13 protein-coding genes are annotated in these 17,324 nt (G+C 61.5%); 5 read left to right on the top strand and 8 right to left on the bottom strand.

Features of this window, described 5'->3' with window-relative positions; translation table 11 throughout:
• Window positions 1-50: 50 nt before the first annotated feature.
• Genes B2828_RS14340 through B2828_RS14330 form a run of 3 tightly spaced genes read right to left on the bottom strand, consistent with a single transcriptional unit; the run spans window position 51 to window position 4,419 of the window.
• Window positions 51-1,271 (bottom strand): ABC transporter substrate-binding protein, encoded by a 1,221-nt coding sequence (locus tag B2828_RS14340; protein ID WP_479634451.1) that lies wholly within the window; start codon window positions 1,269-1,271, stop codon window positions 51-53.
• Window positions 1,272-1,309: 38 nt separating this feature from the next.
• Window positions 1,310-2,602 carry a radical SAM protein gene (locus B2828_RS14335; protein WP_479634450.1) on the bottom strand — a complete coding sequence of 431 codons (1,293 nt, stop codon included), beginning with the start codon at window positions 2,600-2,602 and terminating at the stop codon, window positions 1,310-1,312.
• 56 nt (window positions 2,603-2,658) lie between these two features.
• Window positions 2,659-4,419: a hypothetical protein gene (locus B2828_RS14330; protein ID WP_479634449.1), complete on the bottom strand. Its 1,761-nt coding sequence runs from the start codon at window positions 4,417-4,419 to the stop codon at window positions 2,659-2,661.
• Between the two features lie 483 nt (window positions 4,420-4,902).
• Here B2828_RS14330 and B2828_RS14325 point away from each other — a divergent pair, with 483 nt between their 5' ends.
• The 3 genes from B2828_RS14325 to B2828_RS14315 are packed head-to-tail and all read left to right on the top strand — an operon-like array spanning window position 4,903 to window position 7,832.
• Window positions 4,903-6,027: an ABC transporter substrate-binding protein gene (locus tag B2828_RS14325; protein ID WP_479634448.1), complete on the top strand. Its 1,125-nt coding sequence runs from the start codon at window positions 4,903-4,905 to the stop codon at window positions 6,025-6,027.
• 21 nt (window positions 6,028-6,048) lie between these two features.
• Entirely contained in the window at window positions 6,049-7,005 is a 957-nt protein-coding gene (locus B2828_RS14320; RefSeq protein ID WP_479634447.1) for an ABC transporter permease, read from the top strand.
• A complete protein-coding gene (locus tag B2828_RS14315) occupies window positions 6,999-7,832 on the top strand; it encodes an ABC transporter ATP-binding protein (protein ID WP_479634446.1) in 834 nt (277 codons plus the stop codon). Before B2828_RS14320 ends, B2828_RS14315 begins: the two co-directional genes overlap by 7 nt.
• A 27-nt stretch (window positions 7,833-7,859) precedes the next feature.
• Here B2828_RS14315 and B2828_RS14310 read toward each other — a convergent pair whose 3' ends face one another.
• From B2828_RS14310 to B2828_RS14290, 5 genes are read right to left on the bottom strand one after another with little or no spacing between them, the layout of a single operon-like run.
• A complete protein-coding gene (locus tag B2828_RS14310) occupies window positions 7,860-9,737 on the bottom strand; it encodes a heavy metal translocating P-type ATPase (RefSeq protein WP_479634445.1) in 1,878 nt (625 codons plus the stop codon).
• Window positions 9,734-10,741 carry a protease modulator HflK gene (gene hflK / locus B2828_RS14305; RefSeq protein WP_479634444.1) on the bottom strand — a complete coding sequence of 336 codons (1,008 nt, stop codon included), beginning with the start codon at window positions 10,739-10,741 and terminating at the stop codon, window positions 9,734-9,736. Before hflK (B2828_RS14305) ends, B2828_RS14310 begins: the two co-directional genes overlap by 4 nt.
• Window positions 10,722-11,636 (bottom strand): protease modulator HflC, encoded by a 915-nt coding sequence (gene hflC / locus B2828_RS14300; protein ID WP_479634443.1) that lies wholly within the window; start codon window positions 11,634-11,636, stop codon window positions 10,722-10,724. Before hflC ends, hflK (B2828_RS14305) begins: the two co-directional genes overlap by 20 nt.
• The gene (gene hflK / locus B2828_RS14295) at window positions 11,633-13,399 is read right to left on the bottom strand and encodes a protease modulator HflK (RefSeq protein WP_479634442.1); all 1,767 of its coding nucleotides are present in this window, start codon (window positions 13,397-13,399) and stop codon (window positions 11,633-11,635) included. Before hflK (B2828_RS14295) ends, hflC begins: the two co-directional genes overlap by 4 nt.
• Window positions 13,396-14,220, bottom strand: a complete 825-nt coding sequence (locus B2828_RS14290) for a helix-turn-helix domain-containing protein (RefSeq protein WP_479634441.1) — start codon at window positions 14,218-14,220, stop codon at window positions 13,396-13,398. Before B2828_RS14290 ends, hflK (B2828_RS14295) begins: the two co-directional genes overlap by 4 nt.
• Window positions 14,221-14,529: 309 nt before the next feature.
• Here B2828_RS14290 and B2828_RS14285 point away from each other — a divergent pair, with 309 nt between their 5' ends.
• Window positions 14,530-16,632, top strand: a complete 2,103-nt coding sequence (locus B2828_RS14285; RefSeq protein ID WP_479634440.1) for a dockerin type I domain-containing protein — start codon at window positions 14,530-14,532, stop codon at window positions 16,630-16,632.
• A 43-nt stretch (window positions 16,633-16,675) separates the two neighbouring features.
• Window positions 16,676-17,281 (top strand): hypothetical protein, encoded by a 606-nt coding sequence (locus tag B2828_RS14280; protein ID WP_479634439.1) that lies wholly within the window; start codon window positions 16,676-16,678, stop codon window positions 17,279-17,281.
• Window positions 17,282-17,324 lie beyond the last annotated feature (43 nt).

Raw genomic sequence — 17,324 nt, 5'->3', positions numbered from 1 at the left:
TTCTTAGGTCTGTAGCCGTAAGTCTGACGATTCACGGCTACGGCTTGCTGCTATTGGCCGCTGGTTGCCTGGGCTAGTTGCGCTCCTGCGCGGGTGTCGATCGCGGGAGTCGCCGCTCCTTGGTTTGCGGCAGTCTTCGCGCGTTCGCTCGTGTCCACGAAGTAATCGCCGCCAGCGAAGAAGCGTTTGTCGATGAATGCTTCGATTTGCTTGTCGGTGAGGTGTTTCTTGGTGAAGAAGGGATCCCGTACGGAGATGGCCCATTCCTGGAATTTCTTCACCGAGTCAACCGCGTCGGCGTAGTCGACCTGGCCCCAGCTCCACGAGATTCGCGAAACGTCCTTCAGGTCATACAAGGCGACGGCTTTGGGCTCGCGAAGCTCACGCGAGGCAATCTGTGCCGCTTCGTCCCAGTGAGCGCCGTTGTCGGAATTGATCCAACGAACAGTGCGGTCCCATGCCAGCAGAAATGCCTTTACGAGGTCGGGATTCTCAATCGACCATTTCCGCATCGCGAAGAACATGGTGCGCCCGCCTGCGTTTGTATAGGCTCCGCCGGGAACTGCTGTAGCAATCTCACGCACTTGTTTCTGAACGTAGAGCGGTGCGGTCGACGAGGTTCCAGGGTGGCTTCCCGTGGAATCGATTTTCCCCGCGAGGAACGCTGAGATCGACGCCGCTCCGGAGATGTTCACGAAGCGGATGTCGCCTTTGGCAAGGTCGGTGTCGAGGTCATGTCCGGCCTTGATGATCGCTTCGCGGGACCCATAGTAGGGGCATCCTACCAGGGACGAACCGAGTTTCTTGTCTTTCAGATCCGCCACGGTTTGGATGTTTGAATCGGCGAGCACCTGGATGGCCACGCGCCGGGGATGGGCGTTGACGCTCTGCCAGATGACCACCGCGTCCAGTCCGTTGGCGCGGTGTTGCAGGGCGGGGTACGCCATGCGGCTGGTAATGTGCAGGTCGCCGCGGTCAAGAAGGGAAGCCTCGGCGCCCGGGACTCCGAGCACGCTGCTGTTGACCATTTCCACCTTGGCGTTAACCTTGGCGTATTCTTCCTGAAGCCATCCCTTTTTCGCGGCGATGGCGGTGACTTCCGTCAGTTGGATTTTGGCGGTTCGCTCTTTTCCCGGAACTTTCGGGGGCAGGGCGGTGGATTTGGTGACGGCTTGGTCCGCGTCGGCGGCAAACGAGACGCCGGCGCTAGCGAGAAGCCCCACCCACACCAGACGGTGTGTGATATTTTTGAGTAATGGGTTGATTTTCATACGGTGTTTCTCTCATTTTTTTTTGATTAGGGTGCAAATTAGGCAGCCACCGAAACCGGCCGGGGATTGAGGTCTTTGGGGTGGGTCAGCGCATTGACGCGCTTGAGCCTGCGTCCCATCGTCTCGGCCAGGGAGCTGACGCCGCCGCGGAAGTTGGGCGGCGGCACGTTGTACTTGGTCAAAATCGCGGCGGCTTTGTCGTAGATTCTCCGCATCCGGTCGGCGCTCGGGACGTCCACCTCGCCGGTGGCGCGCCAGTCGCGGCCATGGCCGAAGGGGAGGAAGGGCGTCACCAGGGTCGGAATGCCCTCGCTGGCGAAATGCTCGACGCCCTTGAGCAGGTTTTCATCGCTCTGGATGCCCGCGACGAGCTGTGTGGCGACTTCGCCAGGGAAGATCTCCTTCGCCTTGCGGAACGCTTTGATGTAGTCAGCAAGTGGCCGGTTGCCCTTGGCGTTGGGCATCACGTAACGGCGCTCCTGCGGGTCGTATACATCCACGTCCATTTGGATGTCGGTGAACCCGGCGTCGGCAAGGCGTTGCAGCCACTCGAAATCGAGCGGCGGCTCGATGACTGCGCGCCGGTAGAGCAGTTCGGGTAGGTAGCCGAGGCGCGCGCGGAGCGTTTCGAGCACCTTGATGTAGACATGCGCGCCTTTGTCGGCTCCGGGAAGCGTTCCCGAATCGACGGTCAAAGAAACCTGGCCGATTTCCGGCCCGATTTCCTCCACAGCCGCCGCGAAGGTCTCGCCGAGGTTGGTCCAGTAGTCGTCGTCATTGTGCAGGAGCTTGTGTTCGTTGTAATCGCCGGGAATGCAGCAGAACTTGCACTCGCTTTTGGCGCGGGTGTACAAGCAGCCCCATGCGGGCCAGATGACGAGGCCGTTATAGCAGGCGACCGTGACGTAGGGGAAACGGCCTTTCGTGATTTTGAAAAGATCGCCTTCCGAATCGTAGTCCTTGGAGGTTCCGCAAGGCGTAATGACGCCCGACATGCCTTCGTCGATGAAGATGGTGTCTTGTGACTGTCCTTCCAACCCCTTGGCCGTGTGCTGTTTGTCAAAGAAATCGGGTTTCTTGTAGAAGGTCGCGTCAGTGAAATATTTGCCGTTTTCGTAAACGGCGTAGTGGCCGTCGACATCGCGCAGTTCGAAGGGCGATTCGTCCCCGTAGCCGGTGAAGGAGAAGGGGCCGGTGATGTCGTCCTGCAACCAAGTTAATGCGATTGGGTAATAACCTTCGGCGGCGATTTGCGCCTTAAGTTCCGGCGTAATCTTGATTCCATTACCTTGGATCGCGATTTTTTTACTAACAATGTCTGTGTCTGGCATATGATTTTATATTGATGTATGTTGAAACGATGGGGCGGGTGAAGTTTCCCTAAAGGCTAGAAGTTATAGGTCACGACGCCGTTGACTTGGTGACGCGCCTTGGTCAGGTTTTGCTGATCAATGTAGTCGTAGCCAAGCTGCAGCTTGAGAACGCGGTTTGTTTGCTGCGTGGAATACGACCGGCTGATGACCGGCTCTACGGACCAGATGAACCAGTTGAAGCCGATGGAGTAGATGTCCGTCTGGGTGTTCCCCAAGAGGGTACTGGCCGCGTTCAGGCCGTCAAAGGCGGTGGGCTTGAACCGGTCATACCGAATCCACGGCTGGAAGTCAGGCAGCGTGCTGGGCGTCCAGAAGAGCGTTGCCACGTAGCTGTCGCTCTCTTTGTAGGCGGCGGTTGGAGAGGGCCAGGTTACGGTGGTGTCGTTGATGTTGGTCGAGTAACCGCTGTAACCATCCTGGCTGTGAACGTATTCGAAGTTTAGCAGGAATGGTTTGCGCAGCCACGCGACATCGCCGCCGTAGCGCCGCCGGGTGGGAAGGTCGTCATGGTCTTGCCCAAGATTTCCCTCATACCAGTTGCCTCCGAACTTCAAGTTGCGGAAAGTGGAGAAATACTGCGGAAACGGAGAGAGCACCACCCGGCCCAGCAAGTCGATGGACCTGTTGGTGTCCACTGCGTTTGGTCCGGAACCATTGTAGACGCCGAGGTTGTAGGCGATTACTGGTGTGGTGACCGCGGACGGGTCATTGACATTGAAGAAGGTGCCATTGGCAGTCACACCAATGTCACGGCCAAAACCAAGCTTCGAGACGTACTGTGCCTTATTAATGGTCGGGATTTGGTCTTCCGTCGCCACTGGATCAATACCGTAAGGGGTCAGGTATTGACCCACCTGGAATTGCAGCGTCCATGACGGTTCCAGTTCCAGCTTCGTTGTTTTGACGTCATACGTTGCGTAGACATCACCTAAGTTCACGTAACTTGCCTTGGTGCTGGGTGTGTTTACGGTATTCGTGACAACGGTCTTGGTGCCACTGGTTTTCGCGGTGGAGACCACGGTTACGGAATTGACTACCGTGGTCGGCGAAGCGATCAATCCCACTTTATAGTTAACGTCGCCGTCAGATCCCGGGTTAGACCGGAGGCTTCCGGTGAGGTTGATACCAATGCCGGACAGCTTAAAGGTTTGAGAGCTTTTGGCGAGCGCATCAAAACCTGCGGAATAGCCCAGCGAGGCATATCCGGTAAGACTGATCAGGTGCTTGTTTCCGTTGACCTGATAGCTCGAGATGCTGGAGCTTGATCCGACGCTTCTAATGGTGTTCTCGTCCTGGACGTCTCTCAGGGCTTCGAGGTCGCTTTTGGTCGCATATTCCGAGGATGTATCGGAATTGCTGTTGACGCCGATGTTTTCGAATTTCTCCGAGAAAGATCTGAGGCGGGTGTCGTTGGCGGAGGTGGTTTCTTTGAGTTGCTGGAGTTCCTTACGGAGTTCGCGCAGTTCGTTGCGGAGGGCTTCTACTTCGCTCTGGGTGGAAGACGAGGAGGCTCCTTCCGGAGCTTTGCTGGTTTGTGAGGAGGCCGCCTCGGCCGCGGGCGATGTGCTGCCGTCAGCGGCTATCGCCAGAGTGGAAAGGGGAATGCAGGAGGCTCCTACACCGACTAGCAGTAATCGCCGAAGGATGGATGTGCGGCTAATATCGCCAGTAGGCGAAGCCACAAAGACGCCGCCGACCGAGGGCCTCCGATCGGCGGAAAATGCGATGGAACTTGGCGTGGGCAGTGTGCCCGCGAGTTCTTGAACTGATCTCATGGTTGTTTTGTTTTTTCATGCAACCTCCAGTTCGCTGGTCGGAAGCCATTCTAAGGATTGGTATTTTCGTGGCGTCTACCTATCTGGTGGGTAGACGAAAAACTCCAGAAGACTGGTCATTCCGTCGAAAATGTGCACGGTATCCTTCTGCACACTACGATGCGGCGAATGTAACGATCCCCAGGAAATCAGTCTTTGCAAAAATTGTTGAAACATAGCCAGGAATTGTCATTCTGGCGAAAAAGAAGGGTTATTTTCCAATTATCCCCCGTTTTTTACGCCTACAGCGGGATGAAGATGAAAGCACGTGGGCTTTGACTCTGGGCCGGTGGGGGCGGTTTATTTGCCTCACCATGGGCATTTTGTGCAGCGTGGGCTTGACTTTCATCTTGCTGACAGGTAATCCACCTACCTACTATATAGGTGGTAATACATTGAGCGCCGCATCAGGGAGCTTAAAACAACCAGGCAGAATCCAATTTTATGAAAAAGTCATGGGCTTTATTTAGCAAAATCGCGCTCGCGGGCCTTATCGCCAGCGTTGCGGGCAACGTTTTTGCAGCTGACGCGGAGAAGGCTCCGGCCAAGGAGCTGAAAAAGGTGACGATCGCTTATGTCGCCACGACGTGTGACTCGACGGTCTACATTGCCAAGACCAAGGGCTTCTTCGCCGACGAGGGCCTCGATGCGAACCTGGTACTTGGGGACTGGGCCTTTATTAAAGAGGGTCTTGCGCTCGGGCGCATCGACGCTACGCAGGGCTTGGTGATGAACTACCTTAAGCCGATTTCCGAGGGGCTTGATGCGAAATTTACTGCCGGAGTTCACCGCGGCTGCCTGCACATCCTTGCGCCGAAAGACTCGGCCATCAAAACTGCGGCCGACCTTAAGGGCAAGCGCATTGGCGTGCCCGCGCTGGGCAGCAGCCCGTGGGTCTTCGCGGTGCGCGTGGTGGGCGACCAGGGCTACGATTACCAGAAAGACGTCGAATGGAAACCGTTCCCGACGCCAGAGCTCAAGATCGCGCTCGAAAAAGGCCAGGTGGACGCCATCGCCCTTGCCGACCCGATTGCCGAGATCCTGCTCACCGAAGGGAATGTCCGCAGCATCGTGGACCAGGCGACCGACGCCCCTTATAAAGACGAGTACTGCTGCGTGATCGTGACCAGCGGCAAGCTCGTGAAAAACGACCCGAAGACCGCCGCGGGCATCACGCGCGCCGTACTTCGCGCCGCCAAGTGGATTGCCGCCAACCCGCAAGCGGCCGCCGAGCTCGCGGTCAACGGCAAGCACATCAGCGGCACCGTGGAGGTCAACGCCCGCGTGCTTTCGAAGCTTGATTACATCCCGTCCGTGGAGGGCGGGCGTAACGCGGCGGCCACCGCTGCCAAAGCATTGAAGAAGATCGGCGTGCTCGGTAGCGGCGTGGATGTGGACCAGCTCGTCAAACAGGTTTTCCAACCGTTGGACAACGTCAGTGACGCTTGGCTGGAGAAGGTGACCGTGGAAAAAGTTGGCCAGGTTGAGCTGAAAAAAGATCACCCCGCTGCCAGCCAGGCCCAGAAAGCGCCCCATAACTGCTGCGACGAGCCCATCGCCACGAAATAGCACCGTTTGCATCGCTGTTTCATGAGGGTCAAATCCGTTCTCAACGCTTCCGCGCCGCTGCTAGCAGCTGGCGGCGCTTATGCGATTCATCGTTATTGGCCCGACAAGATCCCGCTTTCGGCCTCCCAGACCTTCCCTGGGCTGCTAGGGGCAGTTGCTCTGGTGTGGCTGGCCTACTTGGCTGCCTCATGGTGGTCTGCGCGGCTGCGTCAACGGGCCGGTGAAGTCGCCCCGCTATGGGCCGCGGCGCTTGCTGGCATCAGCCTTTGGCAGGTCGTCACCGGCAAGATGGGGCTGCTGCCTATGCCGTTTTTTCCGGGGCCCGACCGGGTCTTTTCGGTCTTCGGCGTCTCGTCCGAAGTCAGCATGCTGGCCATTGGCACGCTCCACTCGCTGCGGCTGCTGGCCACCGGGTTTATTTGCGGCAGCGGCGCGGGCTTTTTGCTCGGCGTCTGGATCGGCTGGAGCAAGCGGGCGAATTTCTGGGGAATGCCGGTGCTCAAGTTTTTCGGCCCGGTGCCCGCCACCGCGTGGATTCCGCTGGCCCTGGTGCTCTTCCCGACCACCTTCGGCGCCAGCGCCTTCATCATCGGGCTGGCGAGCTTGTTCCCGATGATCGTACTGACCTCCAGCGGCATTGCGGGCGTGCGCCACAGTCACCTGGAGGTGGCCCGTACCCTCGGTGCCGACCAATGGCAGTTGATTCGCCATGTGGCCATTCCCTCGGCGTTGCCCTCGATTTTCGTCGGCCTCTTCATGGCGCTTTCGGCATCGTTCCTCACGCTGATCGTAGCGGAGATGATCGGCGTCAAGGCCGGGCTGGGCTTTTACATCACGTGGGCGCAGAACTTTGCGGAGTATTACAAGGTATTCGCCGCATTGCTGGTGATGGGGGTGTTTTTTTCCGGCTTGATGAGCGCGCTCTTTGCCGTTCGCTCGCGGGTGCTGCGCTGGCAGCAGGGGGTCATCAAATGGTAGACGCTGCACAACAACCGCCCGCCGTCCACGCCGAGCAGGTGCGGAAGGTTTTCCCGCCCGCCGAGGGCGTCATCGCCGACAGCGCCGCCGGGACGGTCGCGCTCGACGGCATCAACCTCACCGTCCAGCCTGGCGAATTCGTTTCGCTCGTCGGCCCCAGCGGCTGTGGCAAGTCCACGCTGCTGCGCATCATTGCGGGGCTCACCGACGCTTCCGCCGGGCGGGTTTCTGTCAACGGCGTTACCGTTAGCGGCGTGGATACCAACATCGGCTTTGTCTTTCAGGACCCGAACCTCTTTCCGTGGCTGACAGTTCGCCAGAACGTTGCCTTTGGCCCGAACATGCGCGGCGGGCGGCGCAATCCGCATGCGGGCGATGTGGACGACCTGATTGCGCGCGTCGGCCTCGGCGCCTTTGCCGACGCCCTGCCGCAGCACCTCTCCGGCGGCATGGCGCAGCGGGCCGCTCTGGCGCGCGCGCTGGTCAACCGGCCTCCCGTGCTGCTGCTTGATGAACCGCTCGGCGCACTGGACGCCTTCACCCGCATGGCCATGCAGGACGAACTGCGCAACCTCACGCGGCGCTACAACACCACCACGCTGCTGGTCACGCACGACATCGACGAGGCCCTCTACCTGAGCGACCGCGTCATCATCTTTTCGCCGCGTCCCGGCCGCATTCAGGAAGAAATGGTGATTGGCAGCGGCTTCACCCGGGCCCGCAACGCGCCCGGCTTTGTCGAGCGCCGTCTGCGGATCCTGGAAACGCTGCACTTTGCCCCCACCGAGGCCGACCTTCCCGAATCCGTCGGCAATTGGAAAATTTAGCGGCGGGTTGATGGCTGTTTGGGGGGGCTAGATGCGCCCCTCGAAGCTCAGCAGTCGAGCACTGTTGAAAATCACAAAAAACGCGCCGAGTTCGTGGATGACGCTTGCCGCCAGCGGGCTGACGAGCCCGGCGCTCGAGACTGCGATGGAAAGCACGATGAAGATCACGCCGCAAAGCATGTTTCCATTGATGACAGCCAGCGTGCGTTTGGAGAGTTCCACAAACTGCGGGACGCGGCGCAGATCGTCAGACATCAGCGCGATGTCGGCGGTCTGAATCGCCACAGGGCTTCCGAGGGCCCCCATGGCGATGCTTAGATCGGCGGCCGCGAGGGCTGGGGCATCGTTGACGCCGTCGCCCACTACCAGGACGGTTTCGCCCTCGGCTTTGAGCGCCTCGACGGCCGCCTGCTTTTGCGCGGGCAGGCATTCCGCCTGGAATTCGCCGAACCCGATCTCTCCTGCGATGGCGGTAGCTACCTCCCGCCGGTCGCCGGTGAGCATGACGAAACGCTCGATCCCGCTTTTGCGAAGCTGCGCGGGCACAGATGGGGCCTCTGGGCGCAGCGTGTCGGCGAGGTAAACTGTTCCGGCATGGAGCCCGTTGCGTGCAACGTGGATCGCGCTCCACGCGGCGGCGTCCGGCGCAGCGGCGATGGCGACGCCCCGGGCCGAGAGCCAAGCCGCGCGGCCCGCTAGTAAGAGCCCTTCGCCCACGCGCCCCTCAACGCCCAGACCGTGCTCCTCGCAGACCTCCAGTGCCTCCGGAACCACCAGAGCCTGCTCCGTGGCGGCGCGAACAATGGAGCGCGCCACGGGGTGGTTGGAATGCGTCTCCAAAGCAGCGGCCCACGCGAGCAGTTCCTCGCGCGAAACCCCCTCGGCGGGATCAACCCGGGTGACGCGGAGATGGCCCGTCGTCAGCGTGCCGGTTTTGTCAAAGACCACGGTGCTGACATGGCTAGCGGCCTCGAAAAGCCGGACACTTTTGACCAAAATTCCCAGGCGCGAGGCTGCGGCAAGCGCGGCGATCATCGCGGCCGGGCCTGCCAGGATGAAAGCGCACGGCACGCTCACAATGAGCACCGCGATGGCCCGCTGGAGATCGCGCGTGAAGAAAAAGACGAACCCGCAGATTAGCAGGATGAGCGGCATGTAATAGCGTGCGTATTCCTCGGTAATACGCATGATGGGTGCTCGGGTGGCCTGGGCCTCCTCCACGATCTGGCGCACTTTTCCGAGCAGCGTATCCGGGCCCGCCTCGGTGACGCGCACTTCCAGCGAACCTGTCAGATTTGTCGTTCCTGCGAAGACCGCCGAGCCGGGCTCCACCTCCACGGGAAGCGATTCTCCGGTGATGTTCGCCTGGTTGACCGAGGAGCGGCCCGTGGCGACCACGCCGTCGGCGGGGATCACATCGCCGGGGCGCAGCCGGATGCGGTCGTCCGGTTTCAGCAGCGTGGCGTCGATCTCCTCCTCCTCGCCGCAGCCGTCGGGCCTCACGCGGCGGGCCACCGTGCGGGAGAGTTTCAGCAGCGTCTGGATCGCCTCGTTGGAGCCGAGCATGCTCCGATCTTCGAGCATCTGCCCCACGGCCAGGATGATGGCCACGATGCCGCCAGTCACAAACTGCCCCCCCGCGATGCAGGCCACCACGGCGAGCAGAATGAACTGTGCGATGTAGAGCTTAGCCGGTTCGGCGGATTTCCTGCGCAGGCATTCGAGCACTTCCCCGGCGATCGGCAGCGCGGCCACGAGCGCCCCGGCCAGGCTCCAGCAGGCTGCCAGGTCCCCCTGGCCGGGCAGAAGACGCCCAAGGCCGAAGCCCACCGCGAGCAAAAGCGCGGCGGCGATGACGAAGACGAGCTTAAGCCGCATCAAGCGGTCGGGTGCGGAAAGGCTCATGGCAGAGAGTCGGGTTCGGAGCGGCGAGGGGATTTATCGACCTGCGGGGCGAGGAGGACCCGCGGCGAGCCTGTGCCGGGAAGCAGCGTGGAGAGCTTGGCCTTGGGCAGGGCGACGCTCAGCGCCTCGCCGTAAAGTCGTGCGCGCACCAGCGTCGGGTTGGCGGCGTATTGCGTTTCGAGCGCGTTGAATGCGGAGGCTTCGCCCCGGGCCTTGGCGATGGTTCCCTGGGCATACGTCTCGGCTTCCTGTCGGATGCGGTTGGCCTCGGCTTCGGCTCCCGGCAGCTGCGAGGCCGCGTAGCTGTTGGCTTCCTCAACGAACGTCCTCGCCTGCACCTTGGCGCTCACCACCGCCTGGAAAGCCCCGGCCACGGTCGAGGGCGGGGCGATCTCCTTGGTTTCAAATGCCAGCAGGCGCAGCCCGAGGCCGAGCCGATCCAGCTCCGCCTGGGCCAGGCGAAGCGCGCTCAGGCCGATCTCGTTTTTGCCCACCGTGAGCGCGTTTTCCACGCTCATCGCAGAGACGGCTTTGCAGGCGGCTTGGTAGAGAATGGCGTCGCGCAGGCCGTCGCGGTCGGAGGCCCCGAGCGCGTACGCGGCGGGGTCGGCGATCTGGTAGCGCACGACGAAATTGGCGCGGATGATATTGGCGTCGCCGGTGAGCGAGTAGGGCTGCGCGGCGGGATCTAGCGAGCCCGAGTCGGCTCCGGCGCAGGCCCAGAGATTGAGCGGCACCTCCTGGACCGTCTTTACCGGCACCTTGATGACCTCGTCGATGGGCAGCGGAAAGGCCAGCAGCAGCCCCGGCGGACGGGGAGCGCCGAGCGGCCTGCCCAGCCGCAGCACGAGCCCCGCTTCGTTCGGGGCCACCATGGCGATCCCCGAGGTGAAGTAATACAGAAGCACACCCAGCATCCCGAAGCCGAGCACCCGCGTCGCCGAGCGCAGCGCAGCCAGCACGTCGTCCGAGGTAAAGGCGGCGTCAGTTTTTTTTCGCTTCATCGGCCGGGTTGGGTTGGGTGAGGAGGTCGAACGGGGGGCGCGTGGTATCCAGTATGAGCGTGGTGTTCTGGTTGATCGACTTTTTGAGCGTGTCGATGCGGCGCAGAAACAGGTAGAGCTCGGCATTGCGGCTGTGCGACTGGCTGTAGATGCGCGTCGCCTCGGCCTCGCCCTCGCCGCGCTTGATCTCCGCGTCCCGCTGTGCGTCGGCCAGGATCGCGGTCCGTTGCGCGTTGGTTTTGGCGCGGATGGCGTCGGCTTCCTGGCGGCCTTCGGCAAGGTAGCGTTCGGCGAATTGCGAGCGCTCGGCACGCATCCGCTCAAAGACATAACTAGTGTTAGCCTCCGGCAGCATGATCCGCTCAATGCCGATCTGCTCGACGCGGATGCCGAAGGCGCTCGCGGCCTGCGGGGCGACGATGGCGAGGATCTTCGCCTCGATCTCCTCCAGCGCCGGTTGATCGCGCGGTTCGGCGGAGATTAGCTCTTTAAATTCGCAGGTGCCCAGCACGGTATTCTTTGCGCTGCTGACCAGGCTGTCGAGCTTGCCCCGGGCGTTCTCGGCATTGCCCATGGCTTCCAGAAATTTGAGCGGATCCGCCACGCGCCAGCCGACAAACACGGGCACGACGACATTGCGGCGGTCCCTGGTTAGCGCCTCAGAAAGCCGGGCCTCGTGGAAATTGAGCCGGGCATCGACGCGGTTGACGGCCTCGACGGGCCAGGGCCATTTGAAGTAAAGCCCCGGGGCGGAAATCACGCTCATCGGCTTGCCGAAGCGCGTGACCACGGCCTGTTCATTTTGGCGAATGACAAAGCCGGTCATAAACGCCAGCAGGATCGCGGCGGTGAGGACGGGCGGCAGCAGCCGCACGAGGGAAGGGAGTTTCATCATGGCTTGGAAATTTTGCCCGGGACATCGGTGGAACGCGTGGCTGCCGGGCGAAAGTCGAGGTCGAACTCCGGGGGCGCGGCGTGCGGAGCCACCCCGATGATCGTCTTCGTGGCCTTGGGGAGCGTCTCGTCCAAGGCGTCGTATTCCAGCCTGGCGCGGAAGAGCGCGGGGGCCAGACGCTCGGTGGCGGCCACGGCGTCGAAGCGTCCCGTTTCGCCCACGGCCTGGCCGACGCGTTTGGCGCGCTCAGCCTCCGCCGCGATGGTCAGGTTGAGCGCCTCGGAGCGGGCCATCGGAACATTTCGGGCCTCGTAAGCGCGGGCCTGGTCGATCGCCGCTTCCTTGGATTCCTGTGCGCTGACGACCTGCTGATAGGCGGGGGCTACATTCAAGGGAGGGTGGATGTCCTTTAATCCGACAAACGTGATCTCCACTCCGAAAGCGTGGCGGTCAGCCTCGGCCTGGAGGCTGGTTTTAAGCGCCTCGGCGATGGCCTGCCGGTCCTCGGTCATCAGGTGAAAACTCTCCCGTGTGGCGGCGATCCGGACGAGTTGGCGCTCGGCCAGGCACTTGAGCGCGGCCTCGGGATCGGTCGCCGCGGCGAGGTAGACCACCGGATCGGCGATGCGGTAAAAGATCGGCACGTTGATGGTAAGGAGCGTTTCGCCGTGGTCCACGAGCAGGTTTTTTTCTCCCTCCACATGGGCTTTCGTCCAGAGAACCGGCAAGGTGGTTTCCCGCTCGAAACCGAGGCCGATTTCCCGAACGCGCCCCGTCTCCACGCTGATGATCTGCGCAAACGGCCAGGGCCATGTCACATGCAGGCCCGGCTCCAGCGGAGTGGCGGCCCAGCGCCCCATTGTGACGAGCACGCCGCGGCTGGCGGTGGGGATCGAGTGGAGGCAGGTCGCGCTCCAGGCCAGGAGCAGGCCCGCGAGAAATACCGGTAGCGCGGCGGCCCGCAGAAACCGGAGAATCCAGAGCTGGCGAAAATCTTTCCCCACCACGCGCTCCACTTCCCGGATCCACGCGCCCGCCCCGCCATCACCGGAAAGCGCGGCCTTCAGCCACAGGCTCGTGCCGGCCGATAGCGGCGGCTGGCGGAGGCCATTGGGTAGGAATTGGCGCAGGCCCAAACGCGTCCACGGTTCGACGGCCAGCGCCGAGGCAAGGCCCAGAGCCAGCCAACCGCCGGGGGCGTTATAGTCGGCCTTGGTGGCGATCTGAAGATAGATCAGCGCAGCGGCAACCCCGCAGGCGGGCGGGAGCAGCCAGGCCAGGCGCAGCACGTCGGCCAGCGCGGTGGCGTGCAACCGTTGCTGAAGGGATTCGGCGAACTGAGCGTAAACAAAGAGCCCCGCGCCGAGGGCCAGATAGATCAATGCATAGGCTCGGAGCGATTCCGGGCTGCTTTGAGTGAGCGGCCCGAGCCCGCCCGGCCCGGGCCACGCCACGCCGCCGAAAATCCCGACCAGCCCGAAAAGCGCGATCCACTGGCCGTGCGTTGCAAAGCGGGAAGGCCTGCCCAGCGGCGCGGCTTTTTTTTCAAACACCGCGTGGCCGTACCGGAGAACCGCCGCGAGCCATACCCAGAACATTAGCGCCACGACGCCCAGCGAAAGCGGGGCCGGGCAGCGCCGGTAGATCCAGAATGCGCCCGCGAGCGCCGCCGCCAGCGCGGCGATAAAACCCGGGAGCGGCCTGGCGGCCTCGCGCGGCTCATTCCCCGCTTCCGGAGAGGCATGGAGAGGCGGGGGATTCATCGCTCGGGCGCCGGTTGCGCGCGGTGAATGGCGCGGTAGCGCTTGGGAGAAGATTGAGTGTGAGCCTTGAAGGTGCGGTTAAAATGCGAGATGGATTCAAAGCCCGCCGCGTAGGCGATCTCGGAGACATTCTTGCGCGTCGAGAGCAGTTGCTCGCAGGCATAGACGATGCGTTCGCGGATCAAATAATGGCCGATCGAAATCCCTTCCTCCTGCCGGAAAAGCTTGGAAATATACCCCTCGCTCAGATCCACCGCGCGAGCGATGTCCGAGAGGGCCAGCTTGCCGGTGAGGTGCTCTCGAATATAGAGCTTGGCCCGCTGCACAGGGCCCGTTTCCACCGGCGGATGGGGCAGAGGCTCCTCCGCGAGGCTTTGGGCGATCCCCGTGATCAGCTCAACGGCCGGAGCCAGCAGGGGCGCGGGTTCGAGGGCATCGCCGGGGCTCTCCACGCCCCGTTCCGGCGTCCTTCCCTCGATGAATCCGCAAGGCGACGTTTCCTCGGAGGGAATCGGTACCGAAAAAAGGCGAAACCCGGCCCGGCACGAAACATACCGGGGCTCCCGGGCGGCGCGGGCCTCCCGCCGCAACCTCCGCAGCATCTCCCGGCAGGCCCCTTCGTTTGCAAGGCGGCATTGAGCGGAGCGGCAGACGAGGAGTTCATCCTCACCCGCTTCCTCCTCGCGCACCCAGAGCATCAGGCCGGTCAGCCGCGCCAGCGGTTTCAGGAGCGAACCGTGGAGCCTTTTCACCCGGCTTGCCGTGGAGGCATCCCGTGTCGTCGAACCGGGCGCGATTTCTCCAAAGGCGATGGCATTCATAGTCGTGGGATTTGCTGGAAACTAAATGAGGGCGATTTTGCGTGGGCTCTTAGTGATGGGCGTTAGCTTAGGAGTCCGCCCCCCTTCGGCTCAATGCGGCATGTGTGACAATTCCTTGAAGATCCGGGCAAAAATGACAGCCGTGTTACAAACCCGTAGCAGCTGGGTAAATAGCCGCCACAGGCAAGTATTGAAGGCCTCCCGAGGTAGAAAGCAACGGCCCGGGTATGACACAAAAACGCACGCAATGGCGTCATGCCGGAGCAGTTCGCTTCTTTACCACAAAAACATACTTCAACCGCATCTCTCATGAATAAACATCAAATCCTCAAGGGCTCCCTTGCCCTTCTCCTGGCCGGCCTCGGGGTCAGCACGGCCATGGCTTCGCCCTGGAAATTCGGCGTCATCTCGGATACCCAGTGGGCCGACTGCGCCAACGACGGCAAGAGCCCGCTCTCCTGCGCCGCTTCCATCATCAAGCAAATCGACACGGAATTCATCAACAAAGGTGTTTCCGTGGTGATCTCCGTCGGTGACGTGGTCGATTCCTCAACGACCTTCAGCTTCCAGATCCGCTCACTTTACGCCCAGGATCTTTACAACGCCGGGATCGGCTTCTATCCCCTGCGTGGCAACCACGATATCGCGCCCGCTCCGTCCCAATTCGTTGCCACATTCCCTCAAATCGCCAACGGTGGTATCAACAACAGCGGAACCACCACGGTCAGCTCCTTTTTGAGTGCCTACAACACTACCTATGGCGGCACCGGAAAAGACTCATCGTCGATAAACGGCTCTACTGATACCTATTCGGTTCTCAGCACGATCCTGAACGCCGCCGTCGTCGCAAGTAACGGACACACCTTCCAGAGCGGCAGCAACTTCAGCTACCCGACCTCGAATGCTCCGGCCGCGAACGGCACTGCCTTGACCGCATCCGTCTATAGTTTCACCGCCCCCACTTCGCAGGTAGCGTACACCGGTACCATCTCGGGCGTCGGTGGTATTTCCTATTCTTTCGACTTCAATAATACCCGCTTCGTGTTGCTCGACTCTTTCCCCGGCACCACCAACAGCACCAGCACCATCCCCTCCCAGCTCAACTGGGTTGCCGACCGCGTGCAGGTGGGCGGCACCAGCAACCGCCCCCTTCAGGCCTTCGTGTTCTCCCACAAGAACATCCTGGGCGGCAATCATAAGGACACCCTTTTCGGCGGCTCTTTGACCAACGATCCCGGTGACGGTTCGGTCTTCAGCGGAACGGCTTCCACCTTCCGGAAAGCCGCCGAGGATCACTTCATCAAGACCTTCGACACCAACGACGTAGCGTACCTGATCACCGGCCACGATCACCACTACAAGCAATCGGTCATCAACGATCCGCTCAATTCCAACTACTCGCTCCGCCAGCTCATCCTGGCCTCGGATTCGTCCAAGTTCTACACGCCCGCCACACCCGTCTCGGCCAACGAGACGATGGTTGCCGAGGAACTCTACCAAGTCGGCTACTACATCTTCACCGTGGACGGCCCGCGCGTAACGGTGGACTACTACGGCATTCCGGCCAACGTTGAAGGCAAACTCATCAACAACGCTAACGCAACTTATTTCTCTGCCACGCCGACCCTTACCGGCAATTGGGTCAAGCACCAGACCATCGGCCACAGCCTCAACGGTCAGGACTTCCTGATCCCGCAGGGCTCCAGCTACACGACCGTGTCCGACGACACGACGGTGGCGACCGGCACCAGCGCTTCCTTCTTTGGCGAAACCGGCTTTGTCGGCAGCTCCTTCTCAATCCTGAGCGGCAGCAACGGCAGCAACCGCTCCGACACAGTTGGTCGCGCCTGCACCAAGGAAGTCTCCACCGGCTGGGCTCCAGCGATCGCTGGCACCACCTATAGCGACGTGCTCTCCCTCTGGGGCCTGGCAGATATCGGTGCCACCCAGACCGATACGATCACCGTCGCGGTCAAATTCCCCACCGCGGGTCTCGGCACCATCTCGAAGGATAACTACGTCCTCGGTGCTCGCGATCCCAAGAGCGGCAAGTGGATCAACGCTGTCGATTACAACATCGTTGGCGGCACCAAAACGGCGATCAACGGCGCTTACTCCAGCAACTACACGCTTGGCTACCACGGCATCGTCGATAACGGCGACGGCACCGCGACCGCCTGGGCCGTGGTCAACGGCAACGCCCAGGAATTCGCCGTCATCGCCAAGCCCACGGGCCACTACCTGCCTTGGGACTTGAACGGCGACGGCTCCGTCAACGCCTCGGATTACACGGCGATCCTTGCCAAAATCCGCGCAAAATCCACCGACACCACCTACGACCTCAACAACGACGGCCGCGTTGACGCCGCCGATGGCCGCTGGCTCATCCAGCACTACATCACCAACTACTAAGCGAGATCAACTGACTCACTAGTTCATATCTAAAAATACCATTATGAAATTCATCAAACATCTTCTCGCGTGCGTCGCCGCCGTCGGGCTCCTTGCCCACGCCGCCAACGCCGCCGTAACCCTCAGCCTTACCCCGGTCACCAGCAGCACCGTCTCCGTGGGCGACTCGGTCCAGTATTACCTGACGATCAGCGGCCTCAAGGGCGTTGACAATCCGAACACCGCGTTGAGCGGATACATCATCGATCTGGAATATGATTCGACCAAAGTCACGGTATCGCTTTCGAGCTACCTGACCTCGTTCGGCGGCGTTACGGAGACGAACTCCATTGCCGTCGATACCTACACTGCTGACGGCCTGCTCTCGCTGGCAGCCGTCTCCAGCGCCTCATCGAGCGCCTTCAGCTCGCAGGTTTCCTCCTTTACCCTGGCCACGATCACCGTGACGGGGCAAAGCGCCGGTTCCGCCAGCGTTTCGATCAATTCCGATTCGAGCCTGAGCGACCAAGACGGCAATACGGTCGCGGTCGGCTCCGTGTCGGACGCCGCGGTGACGGTCGTACCCGAACCGAGCACAGCGGCCTTCGTGGGTCTCGCCGGTCTTCTGGCGGTTATGCGGTTCCGCCGCCGCTTTGCGCAGGTAGGGTAGAATCTAGGTTGAAAGGAATTCGTTCGTTTGTTAACCCGGCCCG

It is taken from the genome of Spartobacteria bacterium UBA695 (assembly GCA_002298145.1).
In the GTDB taxonomy this organism is placed as follows: domain Bacteria; phylum Verrucomicrobiota; class Verrucomicrobiia; order Chthoniobacterales; family Chthoniobacteraceae; genus UBA695.
Note: the sequence above shows the minus strand (reverse complement) of the source record. Positions and strands in the feature narration are given on the sequence as shown.